The sequence below is a fragment of the Pristimantibacillus sp. PTI5 genome (assembly GCF_048572955.1).
Lineage (GTDB): Bacteria > Bacillota > Bacilli > Paenibacillales > Paenibacillaceae > Pristimantibacillus.
Genome location: NZ_CP183886.1, coordinates 3,347,183 through 3,360,438 on the forward strand (window position 1 = coordinate 3,347,183; position 13,256 = coordinate 3,360,438).

General features: G+C 45.1%; 13 protein-coding genes. 6 read left to right on the forward strand and 7 right to left on the reverse strand.

Going from position 1 to position 13,256, the window contains the following annotated elements; all coding sequences use genetic code 11:
• Positions 1–32: 32 nt before the first annotated feature.
• The gene (locus ACN6MW_RS15145) at positions 33–662 is read right to left on the reverse strand and encodes a YfbR-like 5'-deoxynucleotidase (RefSeq protein WP_419876070.1); all 630 of its coding nucleotides are present in this window, start codon (positions 660–662) and stop codon (positions 33–35) included.
• Between the two features lie 317 nt (positions 663–979).
• Between ACN6MW_RS15145 and ACN6MW_RS15150 the strand changes: the two genes are divergently transcribed.
• Positions 980–1,132, forward strand: a complete 153-nt coding sequence (locus ACN6MW_RS15150; protein WP_419876071.1) for a hypothetical protein — start codon at positions 980–982, stop codon at positions 1,130–1,132.
• A 296-nt stretch (positions 1,133–1,428) separates the two neighbouring features.
• Here the strand turns inward: ACN6MW_RS15150 and ACN6MW_RS15155 are convergent, their stop codons facing one another.
• Positions 1,429–2,055, reverse strand: coding sequence for a stalk domain-containing protein (locus tag ACN6MW_RS15155; RefSeq protein WP_419876072.1), 627 nt, complete (start codon positions 2,053–2,055; stop codon positions 1,429–1,431).
• Between the two features lie 146 nt (positions 2,056–2,201).
• Between ACN6MW_RS15155 and ACN6MW_RS15160 the strand changes: the two genes are divergently transcribed.
• Entirely contained in the window at positions 2,202–2,936 is a 735-nt protein-coding gene (locus ACN6MW_RS15160; protein ID WP_419876073.1) for a suppressor of fused domain protein, read from the forward strand.
• Positions 2,937–3,069: 133 nt separating this feature from the next.
• On the opposite strand, the gene ACN6MW_RS15165 is transcribed toward ACN6MW_RS15160, so the two are convergent.
• From ACN6MW_RS15165 to ACN6MW_RS15185, 5 genes are all read right to left on the reverse strand, one after another.
• A complete protein-coding gene (locus tag ACN6MW_RS15165) occupies positions 3,070–3,945 on the reverse strand; it encodes a DNA-primase RepB domain-containing protein (protein WP_419876074.1) in 876 nt (291 codons plus the stop codon).
• Between the two features lie 390 nt (positions 3,946–4,335).
• Positions 4,336–5,061 carry a DUF4386 domain-containing protein gene (locus ACN6MW_RS15170; RefSeq protein WP_419876075.1) on the reverse strand — a complete coding sequence of 242 codons (726 nt, stop codon included), beginning with the start codon at positions 5,059–5,061 and terminating at the stop codon, positions 4,336–4,338.
• Between the two features lie 12 nt (positions 5,062–5,073).
• Positions 5,074–5,289 (reverse strand): helix-turn-helix transcriptional regulator, encoded by a 216-nt coding sequence (locus ACN6MW_RS15175; RefSeq protein ID WP_364149873.1) that lies wholly within the window; start codon positions 5,287–5,289, stop codon positions 5,074–5,076.
• A gap of 1 nt (position 5,290) precedes the next feature.
• On the reverse strand, positions 5,291–5,737 hold the full coding sequence (locus tag ACN6MW_RS15180) for a hypothetical protein (RefSeq protein WP_419876076.1): 447 nt from the start codon (positions 5,735–5,737) through the stop codon (positions 5,291–5,293).
• Between the two features lie 163 nt (positions 5,738–5,900).
• Positions 5,901–6,947, reverse strand: a complete 1,047-nt coding sequence (locus ACN6MW_RS15185) for a CapA family protein (RefSeq protein ID WP_419876077.1) — start codon at positions 6,945–6,947, stop codon at positions 5,901–5,903.
• Positions 6,948–7,138: 191 nt separating this feature from the next.
• Here ACN6MW_RS15185 and ACN6MW_RS15190 point away from each other — a divergent pair, with 191 nt between their 5' ends.
• The 4 genes from ACN6MW_RS15190 (at position 7,139) to ACN6MW_RS15205 (ending at position 13,197) form a co-directional block, all read left to right on the forward strand.
• Positions 7,139–8,248, forward strand: a complete 1,110-nt coding sequence (locus ACN6MW_RS15190) for a UDP-N-acetylmuramoyl-tripeptide--D-alanyl-D-alanine ligase (protein ID WP_419876078.1) — start codon at positions 7,139–7,141, stop codon at positions 8,246–8,248.
• 182 nt (positions 8,249–8,430) lie between these two features.
• The gene (locus ACN6MW_RS15195) at positions 8,431–10,242 is read left to right on the forward strand and encodes a cache domain-containing sensor histidine kinase (protein WP_419876079.1); all 1,812 of its coding nucleotides are present in this window, start codon (positions 8,431–8,433) and stop codon (positions 10,240–10,242) included.
• A 33-nt stretch (positions 10,243–10,275) separates the two neighbouring features.
• Complete coding sequence (locus tag ACN6MW_RS15200; protein WP_419876080.1) at positions 10,276–11,793, forward strand: response regulator; 1,518 nt, start codon at positions 10,276–10,278, stop codon at positions 11,791–11,793.
• Positions 11,794–11,907: 114 nt separating this feature from the next.
• Positions 11,908–13,197: an ABC transporter substrate-binding protein gene (locus tag ACN6MW_RS15205; RefSeq protein ID WP_419876081.1), complete on the forward strand. Its 1,290-nt coding sequence runs from the start codon at positions 11,908–11,910 to the stop codon at positions 13,195–13,197.
• Positions 13,198–13,256 lie beyond the last annotated feature (59 nt).

Here is a 13,256-nt window from a genome sequence, read left to right on the forward strand (position 1 = left end):
AAGTTGTAATTGGAGTTGAATGAAAATCGAAGTTACAGTTCTAATGCTTCCTTAGTAATCTTTTTGATATCAACAGGACAATTGGAGCTTTCCTTAACGATATCAGGTAACACATGCTTTAAAAAATAATCAACGCAATGCAGCTTTATTTTTTTGATTTTGATAAGCGCTTCGCGATACATGACTACAAATTCTTTCTCCCTGTTGCCTCTTTGCAATTCAGTAAGTGCCTCGTACACTTGATCAAGTTTATCAGCCACTTCAAGTATGAGACCTTCGACGGAATCATCCTTGCCTTCGCGCAGTTGTCTGCGGAAAATAGGCTTGAACTCCTCTGGAATGTTCTCCTCTATAAAAAGAGCAATCATGCCCTCCTCTACTTGCTGCAGCATACCGCGCAGTTCTAGCGAGTAGTGTTTAACGGGTGTTTTAATATCTCCTATAAATATTTCACCATAATCATGGCTGCTCGTAATCTCATATAACTTCTTCCAATCTATCGAGACGCCATTGCTTTCCTCAATATCCGCCAATGTTTTAGCGTATTGAACAACCTTCCAGGAATGAGCGGCAACGCTGTGCTCTTCAAATTTAAACTTACCGGGACAACGAATAATACGTTCGAGATCATTAAGTGATTGGAAATACGTATGAATCCCCATGGCATGCAATTCCCTTCCTTATTCAATTTACTATGTGATGCATTACAGTAAGTATAAAGATTATTTGTTAATGGATGATTAATTAAATTTAGGAATTTATGAGAATAAAAAATCCGACCGCATTAGGTCGGGTTTTTGCTTTGTCTCGATATTAACTTCAGTATGAGCTCACTCTTAGTGGATGCTCTACTTTTCTATTAGATCTATGAAAAAATATACTATTGGTCTTAATGAGTTTGTCCATACCATTTAAAATTATTTTCATAGAATAGATTATCCCTAGTAGAAGGAGTGAAGCAAAATGCCAAAAAGAAGCAGTGGTAATCGTACTGGAGGAAACCGCACGGGAGGAAACCGTACTGGAGGAAACCGCACGAGAGGAAACCGTACTGGAGGAAACCGTACTGGAGGAAATCGCACTGGTGGAAACGTCGGAGGAAGTTCAGCAGCAGCATTCCTTCGCAGTCTAGCCCCAGGCACACCCAACGTGAATATTCAATTTGACGGCGGTGGCGTCAGTGGAGTTTTCGTTGGAACTTTTCAAGGAACAGATAGTAGAGGAAACTTCTTATTTACCAACTTAGCTAGCCGGACTACTAACGTTGTTCTTCCTGGCATAACAAGAATTGCTGCTGATCAGATCAATGCCGCAAGCATTTAATGTTTGCCAAAAAGAGCATCCCTGCATAATAAGCAGGTGATGCTCTTTTTGCTTTAAAGCCCCGCTCGGATTTGAGCGGGGCTTTGTTAAGTGCTGTCGCAATGCTTATTTATAGTAGGATGTCGTCAATGGGATGAAGATGCTCCCGCCGTCCTTGAGGTTTGAGTGTACAAAGAGTGTTTCAACGCCGCTAATGTCAATCTCGAATGTAATCAATCCCTCTGACACATCAATCGTATCGATTTCAAGCTTAGCATCGGTGTCACTATCTTGGACGAAGAATTCCTCGATATCTTCGCCCACTGCTGCTACCTGAAGGTACAATTTTTGATATTTTCCCTTAGGATAAAGCATAAATCCGCTTGAACGGTTTCCGTCGGCGTTATTGAAGAAAACATCTTTATAGTCTTTGCCATTATAACTCGTTAACTGGGGATCCTTAGTCCGAAAATTGCTGTCGAAACCATCAGCAATCGAGACGCCAACACCTTTTTCACCGAGAAAGATGGTATTGGTTTTATTATCATATTCTATTGCAACGCCGAGTGCCTTGGACATTGCACGTACTGGAAGATATGTACTGCCGTTATATGAGATTGGTGCAATAACCGCACCTTTGTCGTTTTGCGGTTGAAACGGTTTTCCATTCACCTGAAATTTCATGGAAAGATTTAAATATGCTTTAATCTGCTGCAGATTTGAGCCCGCATATACACCAGCGCTGGTACTCATTAGCAAAATACCAGCGGCTCCAGCCGCATGCAATGGGAAATTTTTCTATGTATAGAATAGATATACGCTATAATAACCAAATAGAGTTTTATTTGATGACTGACTATTTTAAATGGGCAGTATGACGAATGAAGGAGATCGAAGAAATGGCGGATGAATTTACTAAAGCGGGAGATCGGATTTACCGGTACGAAGATAAAGAAACGAATTGGCAGCCGCCAACTTATGGGGAAGAAGGATGGAGCGAGAAAATCGAAGACCATATGCAGAGATATTTTGGTGAAGTTGAATCTGTTCTGCATGAAGTCGTTTCTGATTTAATTCACATTGATGTGCATCATATTAAACCGACCGAGCGGCATCCATATCATGTGTTGTTCACAACGGGAATGAGTTATCTGCCAATGAATACGCCAGAAGGCAGGGAAGATTACCGGTATGCAGAACTAATGGTCTTTCTACCGCCTGACTGGCCGATATCGGACGAAGCGTTCAAAGATTTTAATCGATATTGGCCGATCTACTGGTTGAAAATGCTGGCAAGATTGCCTCATGAACACAATACATGGTTGGGCGAAGGGCATACCATTCCAAACGGAGATCCGGCTGAAGCTCTATCTAATCATACGAAAATGAATGGAATTATCCTTTTTTATCCAAACCATATGAATCAAGAATTTCATACACTTAGAATGGACAGCGAACGTAGTGTGCATTTTTACTGTCTTGTTCCTCTATTCGACGAAGAGATGAAATTTAAGTTACATGAAGGTGTTGAAGCTCTTACAATGAAGTTTGCTAAGAATCAAATAAACGAAGTGATAGATTTAGATAGAAAAAACACCTGTAAGCCGTCTTTTTTCTCGAAATGGAAAAGATAATCGCTGCTGGATATGGCGTGAGTTCTGAAGGGGCTTCATCCCCGCCCTCGCCTTGAACATATGAAACCCCGACCTCGAGAGGTTGGGGTTTTTACTGTCTTATAGGCTCCATCCAGATCTTAACTAAGCTGGCTCATAATCTTGAGAGTTGAAGAACGGGGGCCTTCCGAAGCTTTCGCCCGGCTTTTGCGGTGAAAACAGGTTTTAATGCCAAGGAGCGAATGAGCTCCTTTTGCGTGAACGGTTTCTTTCTGCCCCATTGCCGGACTCGAACCATAAAGGGGCTTTCAGGATTTTTCATATGATAGAAGCCCGGTAACCGCATGACTCTTGATAGATTCGTTATCATGGGATCCGAGCCGAATTTTTGGGCTAAAGCTTTTTGGATAGGAACAAAATGGTTGATAGATCCGCCTTGAAGGACCCAATAAATGTGAAACCCGTTTTTTGTTTCGATAATCATCGTATTCTTAATGCGTCTTTTATGTTTTTGCATAAACTCTTTTTTCAAAGCTGCGACTCTCTCTTTGGTTCGCAGGGCTAAAAGATGGTAAAGGCCTTGTTTATTTCTTTTAATTGTGATGGATAGCAGCTTCTCTGTAGGATCGGATTGAAGTGATCTCATCCTCTCCTGGACTTGGTCATTGGTGTGTAAATGCTCTGAAATCTTATTGAGGTCAACATCGATGAATTGTGCTCTTATTTTCTTGAAATCACTTTTCCTTGTTTCGCGGTAGTTAATTTCCATAAAAACCGCATACCCTTTTATATTTTGGCTGAATACATGGATTAGATAGTTATTTTTGGAAAAGAGAGTGATTCGAGGTGCGAGTCTTTCAAGTAAATATAGAGGTTTATGCAGCGTCATTGCTGGATAATTGGAAGAATGGCTATAAGCTTGGTTTTTGTGCTCAGCGTCATGGACTAAGGTGAAATGCAGTTGTTCGTTCTTCTTGCAGCCAAGCTTTCTTATGAAATTACGTGCGTGGCTGGAATACCTTTGTGTCATTGAACCACATCCCCTCCTATGCTTGCGATACACGTTGGATTTATTTCTAAACAATCATATTCGTGTAAGCTGCGACAAGTGTAAACGACGGTACCCAATTTTCTTTCTGACATTTGTCATATGCACTTTGTGACATCCCGCAATAATTGAATCCACGGGTTCTCCGCTAAGCAGCGAGCTGCAGGATTCATTTGGATATTCAAGAAGGAGCCTTGCTTTCCTTAGAAGAGGATATTGAGGTAGTACGTAATGATATATCGGAAGCGATTGCTATTGCGCGCGGAAAGGGATGGTTAGAATAAGCAAGCCCCCGCCGTGAGGGCGAGGGATTATTCATCATTCATGCAGCCGGCATGGCGGAGTGCGGTTTTAGATAACCATGCTTCATAGCTATTGCCTTTGTTGAACCTTAACTCCCTTAATCAGAAGCCAAAAAGCTAACGATAGTTCTCCGACCACACCAGGTATGGCTACAATCAGCAAAAATACCGTTTGGTAGTCGGAGTAGTTGGGCAGAAGAAACTGTGCAATACTATCGGTTAAATATCCGGCAGCCGAAAGGACCAAGAAAATTCCAATCAGCTTTGGCAAATAGCCTCTAGACTTGATGATTAAATAACCCACGACCAATAAATGAAGTCCGAAAAATACCAATCCAATAAGCCATCCATTGTTGAATGCATCAATCAGTAACAACACCTGAGCATGTAACTGCTCTGTCGTGAAGACCGTTAAATATTCAGCGCCGCTTAGAAGCTGCAGAACACTCAAAAAATGCTGCAAGGCGATTCCAAAGACCGCGGTGTATACCAACCTAAACAATGCCGCGAGCAATGCAAGATTCTTATTAACGGGTTTGAGCAGAACATAAAGTGCCCAAGTTACCAGTACATCGAGAATAAGCACGAGGACAAAGCATAAAAATCCACTCCGAAACAACATCTCATTGGTTATGATGTTATTAGCCGTCGTTGCGGCATCATCCGCTACAATAAGACCTTCAAGAACGGTGAAATTAGAAAACATGGCAAGTATGGCCATAAGCAGAAGCCCGAAGCCCGCTATTCGGGCATAATAAAGCGGTGAATCTGCGGCTTTGGCGTTAAGGTTTGTCATTTCTAACCCCTCCTAATTTTCCTCAAAAGAGAATACCTCTTCCAACGTTAACCCAAAGACGCGGGCTATACGAAAAGCCAATTCCAGGGATGGCGAGTAATTTCCTTTCTCGATTGCAACGATGGTTTGCCGTGTTACTCCCGCTTTATCTGCTAATTGCTGTTGAGTCATTTCATCATGGTTAAAGCGCAAGGTCCGAATGTTGTTGCTAATATGCCATTTGCCCATCTTAGATACCTCTCCGATAAAGATACAGCTGCGTAATGCTTCCAACCAACTCCGACAATAACCCTGAACCAATAAGCAGGATGAACATGACATAAGGCGGTTGATCCATGACCAGCGGTATCATGGATAGTAGAAAACCGATGATAAAGACATAATGGGAGTTTCTCGTGGATTTCAAATAAATCAAACGGTCCAGCTCATCCGTAATGAGTGGTTCTTTTTCTTTTGTTGCGATGGTGTTAATTATGCTGAATATGATATGGATGATCACTTTCGCTATGATCGACACCGGAATTAAGATGAGGATGAAGGCTCCCCAGAAGCGGTATTCATTCGATGTATGAAAGCTCCCTTCTTGGTACTTTTGAAACACATACAGACTATACATGGTGAAAATCAGCAAAGTGGATAGTAAAGATACAAGGTTTCTCTTTTCTTGAAAGGACATAATCATCTTTCCTTTTTTGCTAATTTTTATAAAAAAGTAAATGATTGTATACACAGTGTATTGAATACTATACTTAGTGTCAAGTATTCTTTACATCAAAATGCAAAATAGGGCTGTGGTTCCAGCCCGTGATTCTATTTAGCTATTGGAATACCTGCTCTTATCATGACGAAGATCGCCTGATGGCTAAGAGCGGTTTCATATCCTTCCATACTTTACGCATCAATTTCCAATCGGAGAGGGATTGGCCAGACTCGGGCTTCAACAGCGTTTGATGAATTTGCAGAATGCGGTATTTAACCCCGTTTGCTGTATTCAGCCGGGTTGACCAGGTAGGGATGAGGTTGGATTCCGTCACGGCAACCCTTCCGTCGGTTTCTTTTTTGACCGTTAATTGCAGGACGACGCCGCAGTTGGTTGCTGGTTTACGGTAGAGGCGGGTAGAGATGAAATTGCCAAGCGAGTAGATAGCAAAGCGATCGTCCTTGGTGGCAAAGGCCGGTTGAATAACATGCGGATGATGGCCGAGAATGATATGCGCACCGTTAGCCATCAGCAAATTCACCAAGCGTTGTGAATGCTTCAAAGGGATATGGCGGCACTCCTTTCCAATGTGGAGACAGACCACGACAACATCGGCAAGGCTGGCGAGCCTGCGTACATGCTCGGCGGTTTTCTTATGATTCGAGGGATCGATTTGGTTGACCATCCATGCTTTATCCGAAGGCAAGGGGATTTTATTCGTTCCTTTCGAATAGCTGGCGATCCCCACCTTGATGCCTTTTACGTCCAGAATCAGATGGTTATCGGCTCCGGGATTGGATGAATACGTACCGGTGTGTGCAAGCCCGTGGCCATCCAGAACCTCCAGCGTGCGGACGAGGCCTTTCGTGCCGCGATCCATGCAATGGTTGTTGGCTGTTGTCAAGACGTGAAAGCCCGATTCTTTTAAAGCGGGGGCCAATTCGTCGGGGCAATTGAACATCGTAAAGCCTGTGCGAGGATTCGGCTGCGTATAACGGGCTTCCGGCCCTGCGAGCGGTGTCTCCAGATTGCCTATTACCAGATCGGCTTGTTTGAACAAAGGATTGACATTTTGAAACACGGATTCAAATGAATAGCTGTTTTTATTCAAATGTTTGGCTGATTTCAGGAGAGGGCCTATCATCAAAATATCTCCGGTGGCGGCAAGCTTGAATTCTGTGGACAAGGTAGTTGTATCCTTTCCCAAAAAAGTTTTTGCCTCATTTTATGATGAGCCGGTATACCAGGTGCTTAGCCCCTAAGAAATGAAAGGGCAGTCAAATTGGTCATACAACCAACTCGTTCTTTGTTTTCTTAACATAAAATATAACGCGGCAAAATGAAAAGAAGATATTATGCGTTTTAGGGGGCAGTATTTTGGGGCAAATAATCAAGCGGCAAAGGCCCGTCATCGCGGTTACAGGAAGTGCCGGCAAGACGACTGCCAAAGAAATGATTGCAGCCGTATTGAAAAGGCGTTGGAAAATATTTAAGTCGCCTAGCAATCACAATGCACCCAGCGCGACAAGAAGGCATGCACGGCTGCTTCGGCCTTTTCACCGGGCTGTGGTGGTCGAGTACGGGATGCAGTTTTATGGAAACATCAAAAGGCATTGTCAGTATCTACAACCGCATATCGGAGTGATTACTAATGTAGGCAGGGCTCACGTAGGCAACTTTGGCGGTCGCGTTAGCGGGGTAGCCAAGGCAAAATCGGAGCTGATCCGTTACATGAAGCCGAGCGGCACATTATTGTTGAACGCAGACGATCCTTCTTCCGCATTGCTCCATACCAAAGGGTTCAAAGGTAAAATTATTACGGTAGGCATACGGAATAAAGCGGATTTAAAAGCCACTCATGTCCATTATAAAAATGGCGGGATGAGCTTCAATGTAGAGCTGGACGGCATCCGGCATTCCTTTTATATTCCAATTCTCGGAGAGCATAATATTTACAACGCGCTGTTTGCCGTAGCGATTGCCCATGGTTTGGGAATTTCGACGCAGCAAATCCGAGTCGGGCTAAAAACGTTTGTGCGATCGAAGAGCCGGTTAGTCGTCTATCGTCTGGGCAGAAACGTAAAGGTCATCGATGATGCTTACAGCTCAAACCCCGATGCTGCCAAAGCAGCTATCGATGTGTTATCGACCATTGGTACGAATACGAAAATAGCGGTACTCGGTTCTATGCTTGAATTAGGCAAGCATACATCCAAGGGCCATCAAGAGGTTGGAAGGTATGCCGCCGCTAAAAATGTCAGTCATCTGTATACTCTGGGAAGTACCGCCAAACTGATTGCGGCAGGCGCCCGGGGAGCGGGTTTTCCTGCGAATAGAATAAAGAGCTTCGCGAGCAGGCCTCAGCTGCAAAAGGCTTTGCTTCAGAAGATGGAGCCGGGCACCACGATTTTGATCAAAGGGTCAAACCAATTACGTATGAGTTCGATAGCAAAGTACTTGAAACGTAACGCGGGAAAGAGAAAATAACGATAGATTATTCCATAGCGGCCTGTGAAACAGCGTGCTTCCTCGCGAAGCCGCGGATCACAGGCCTTTTTTTATTGCAGATTTCAGGTTCTTCTAAAGTTGAACGTGAACAAACTCATGCTATAATACCCTCTAAGAAAACACGGAAGACGAGAAACCGATTGCGGGGCGAGGGAGACATCATGAACAAAGTCATTTTATTTCTGCGGCACAATTTTCTAGACCGAACGATCATGCGCACGATACTGATATCGTACCTGCTTGTTAATGTGCTTTTATTGCTGCTGCTGGGCTATTTGTCCATTCGGGATTCCACGAAAATGATTACCGATGAAATCGTAAACTCCAGCAATAAGGTCATGGAACAGGCGGCGCTCGGCCTTAGCTTTAATCTGGAGGAATCGAAGCGTTCGCTCGTCATGCTTGCCGGGAACTATTCGGTGATCACGATGATGAAGGAGCATCATACGATTGGCATCAGAAACCGGCTTCAGCATGAGCGGAATATCGCGGAAATCGCACAGGGCGTAAGCACCTATCAAACGTTAATCAGCGACGTTCTCATGCTGGGCAAGACCGGTTATATCAATAATTTGGATGGGAGAAAAACGCTGCAATGGGATTATCCGTTTCAGTCGCAGGATTGGGTAAAAGAAACGTTCCAGACGAATCCGCAGGGCAGTTTTTTCAGCATCGGCGTACACAAACAGGACTATTACCTCTCTACTAATATTACTCGCTATAATCAGCCGGCATTATCCGTTGTTTTACAAGTTAAGGGCTACCAGGGCCAAACGCTCGGAGCCGTTATCGGGAATTTGGACCTTAGCAAAATTAACGGCATGTTCGAGCAAAGCACCTATCAAAATAAAGGCAGCATTTTTCTAATCGACGAGAATCGGCGCATTATCGTTCACAAGGACAGCAGCCAGATTGGCCAAGCCTTGAATTTTCCTGACGAAGAGAAGCTGTATGAGCAGCCTTCGGGCCATTTTAAGGAAACGATTAACGGGATTGAAACGCTGGTCATCTTCCAGCCTACGGCCGTCAACGGCTGGAAAATGCTCTCGACCGTCCCGATGTCAGACATTACGGGTCAATCGCAGCCGCTCAAATCGAACCTTGGCCGCATTCTTTATTTATGCCTAATCGCCAATACGCTGATCAGCCTGTTGATTACGCTCCGCATATCGCTGCCGGTGAGAAGGCTGCTTGCTGCGCTGGACCGTATGGGCGAGGACGATTCGCTGTACGTAAAACCTCGCGATTACCGCTACCGGGAGCTTAATCATATTGGGAACAAATTCAAAGACTTAATGGGCCGCATTGACCTGCTGATCAAGCAAAACTATTTAACCCAAATCAGTCTGAAGGAAGAAGAGCTTAAGACGCTTCAAGCGCAGATTAATCCGCATTTTCTATTTAATACGCTGCAGCAGCTTCAGACGGAAATCGTATGCGGAAATACGGAAGAGTCGAATCATATCGTCTTGTCGCTCAGCAACCTGTTCCGGTATTCCATGAAACGCTCAGAGGAGGAAGTCGAGCTGGAGCGGGAGATGAGCAATGTATCCGACTATTTATATATACTCAACAAGAAATACAATGACGGCATTGCCGTTTCCTTCCTCATTCCGAATCGTGGGGTGCTGCGCTGCAAAATTCCGAAGCTGACGCTTCAGCCTATCGTGGAAAACTCCATCCGTCACGGCTTTGGCGATCATAGCAGGGAGGGCGCGATTCGGATTAAAGCCGTTGCCGGGCGCAAAGGGCTGCTGATCGTGATCGCGGATAATGGACAAGGCATTGCCAGCGCACAGGTGGATACACTGAATCGGCATATCAACAATCCGACTCAGAAGACAGATAATATTGGTTTATACAATGTGAGTCAGCGCATAAAGCTGAAATATGGAAATGAATATGGGATCCGCATTCGCAGCAGACAAACGGCGGGCACGAAGATATCGATTTTGCTGCCGCTTATTTATTAGACCGATAAGGCCTCAAGGAAGGGAGACAAATTTATGAAGCTGCTAATCGCGGACGATCAACAATCGCTCCATACTTTTTTGGATAAAATGATGAACTGGGAGTCGCTTGGCATCACAGAAATCAAGCATGCTTTCGATGGGCGGGAAGCGGCAGAATTGGCTGAGCGTTTTTTACCGGATCTGCTCATTATTGATATTCAAATGCCTCATTTAAACGGAATTGAGGCATTAAAGCAGCTGCAGCAGCTGCCTCACAAACCGAAAGCCATTATATTAAGCGCTTATGATGAATTTGAATATGCCCGTGAAGCGCTCCGCCTGAGCGTATCGCAATATTTGCTTAAGCCGGTCGATACTAATCTGCTGGAGGCGGCGGTTAAGGAACTCATCGAAGAGACGCAAAGCGAACACGAGAAAAAACTGGAGGCTGTGCTTACGGGCTTGCTGAGGCAAGATTCTTTGCATGAAGAATGGCTGACGGCTGCCCAGTCGGCATTTCAAACGTTAGGCATTCATCGTTATTCCGTGTTGACGCTGACAGGCGAGACTTTGAACAAGGAGGCGTTGGCCTCCGTCTTTAAACAGCTTGAGCCTTCCCTTAAATCCGTTATATGCCAACTGAATAAGCAGAACTATGCAGCACTGTTGGGCCTATCGGTTAAGGAGCAGGCTGACCATCTGCCGCTTCTTGGCGAAAGAATAGCAGCTGCATGGCAAGCCATACAGCCGGAAAGCCATATAAGGATAGGGTGCAGTACAGCTGGCGAGGAGCCCGAGCAGCTGCAGCAGCTGCTTATTCAGAGTAAACATGCGGCTGCTAACGGATTTTATGCATCTGCATCGAATTCCTCCTATTCGCAATCAGAGCCACAGCCCTCGGAGCAATGGACGCTGCTGCATTATCAGCAATTTGATAAGGCGTTCGAGGAGAAGTTTTCGCTAGTCTTCTCGCAAGAAGCACTGAAGGAGCTTGTTGACAGTCTTTTTCGTGTGTTTAGACAGCTGAAGCTGGATCCCGACAAGGTGTATAGCTTATGCGTGAACTATTTAACAATAGCCGAACAGCTGATGAGACGTTCGAAGCGGCTCGTCGCCGAATATGAAACAATTACGCTGGACAGGCTGAGAAAATACGGCTCGGCAGATAAGCTGGAAGAGTACTTTCATTCACAGATTTCCAGCATGATTCAACAGTCAGACCCTGCTGCCGACCGGACAGAGGAAACGATTAGTAGAATCAAATCGCATGTTGAGCTGCATTACGCGGAGGATTTATCGCTCCAGTCCGTCGCTGATGCCTTTGGCCTCGACAAGTATCAGCTAAGCCGAATATATAAACAGCAATTTGGAATCAACTACTGGCAGTATGTGACACAGATTCGGATGGATAAGGCAGCTGAGCTGCTTGCCGGCACGAATTTGAAAAATAGCGCGATTGCAGAGATGACGGGTTTTGTGGATGAAAGCCATTTTAGCAAAACCTTTAAAAAGCATAATGGGATCTCTCCGAAAGATTTTCGAGCGGGCAAGCAATCTCCCTCCTCTATGTAAGCGTGCAACAATGTACAATAAATCACGCAACGATGTAAATTCCCGAGCCCCCGGTAAAGCGTTATCATAATGGTGAAAGTGCTTACAAAAAATGAAATACAGGGGGAACACAGCATGCGTAAATCAAGCTACATGCTTCTGATTGCAATGATGGCCGTTACACTTATTCTATCCGCTTGCGGCGGAAACGGGAACAATGGCAACCAAGCCGGCAGTGCAGACGGCGAGGGAACGGGTTCAGAGAAAAAGATAAAACTAAGCCTGCTTTCGTGGAACAACGAAACCGAAATGAAGCCGGTTATTGATGGCTTTACGGCAAAGTACCCGAATATCACGATCGATTTCCAGACGGCGCCGCCAGTTAAGGATTATATCGCCAAGCTGCAAACGATGCTGCTTTCCAATTCGGCGACGGATGTATTTATTATGGCAGCGGAAAATCGGAATGAGCTGATCGACGGCGGCTACGCGCTTGATCTAACAGACCAAGCATTTATGTCGAAAATGACCGATGCAAGCAAAGGCATGTTTACCCGCGATGGCAAAACGTATGCTTTCTCCCAAGCAGGTTGGGTAGGCGGCATTTATTACAATAAAGATTTGTTCGCTAAGGTGGGCGTAACGACGGAGCCAAAAACCTGGCAGGAATTTATCGACCTTTGCATCAAGCTGAAGGATGCGGGTATTGTGCCACTCTATGACAACGCAGGCGATATTTCTACCATTCAAGGCGCATTGGTTGCCAGCATGACCTTGTCGAAGGATCCGGAATATGATACCAAGCTGTTTGCGGGCGAAGCTGCTTTTGCCGACGGATGGGCAGAGCCGCTGAAGCTCTGGAAGGAAGGCTTGGTCGATAATCAAATCATCACTTCAAACATGATCGGCCTTACCGGCGACCAAATGGTTAATGAATTTGCGGTAGGCAACGTGGCGATGATTCAAGGCGGACCATGGAATATTCCGGCTATCGAGAAGGCAAACCCGGAATTGCAGTTCAGCATGATGGCGGTTCCCGGCGCTGGGGAAGGACAGGAATATTATGCAGGCGCTCCAAACGTAGGTTTTGCGGTTAATAGCAAATCCCAAAATCAAGATGCGGCCATTAAGTTCGTTGAATACCTGTCAACGCCGGAAGGCTTGCAGCAATTTGAACAGGGCACTGGTCAAATCATTACGATTCCCGGCTACGAGAGCAAGGTGCATCCCGCTCTAGAGAATGCATACAAAGATGGCTTGCTTGCAGGGAAATTTTATCTTCCAATGGTTTCTTGGCCTAGACATCAGGAAGCTTTGAGAAATCAGCTGGTCGTTTCCGTTCAGGATTTGCTTGTTGGCAAAGGAACGGTAGAGGACGTAACGCAGGCGATGGATCAAAAGCTTAAAGAGATGGAAAGCAAATAAAAAGAGACGGTAAGCGGCAGCGAGGGGCAATCCCCTCCTGCTGTTTTACAAAGGAGGGA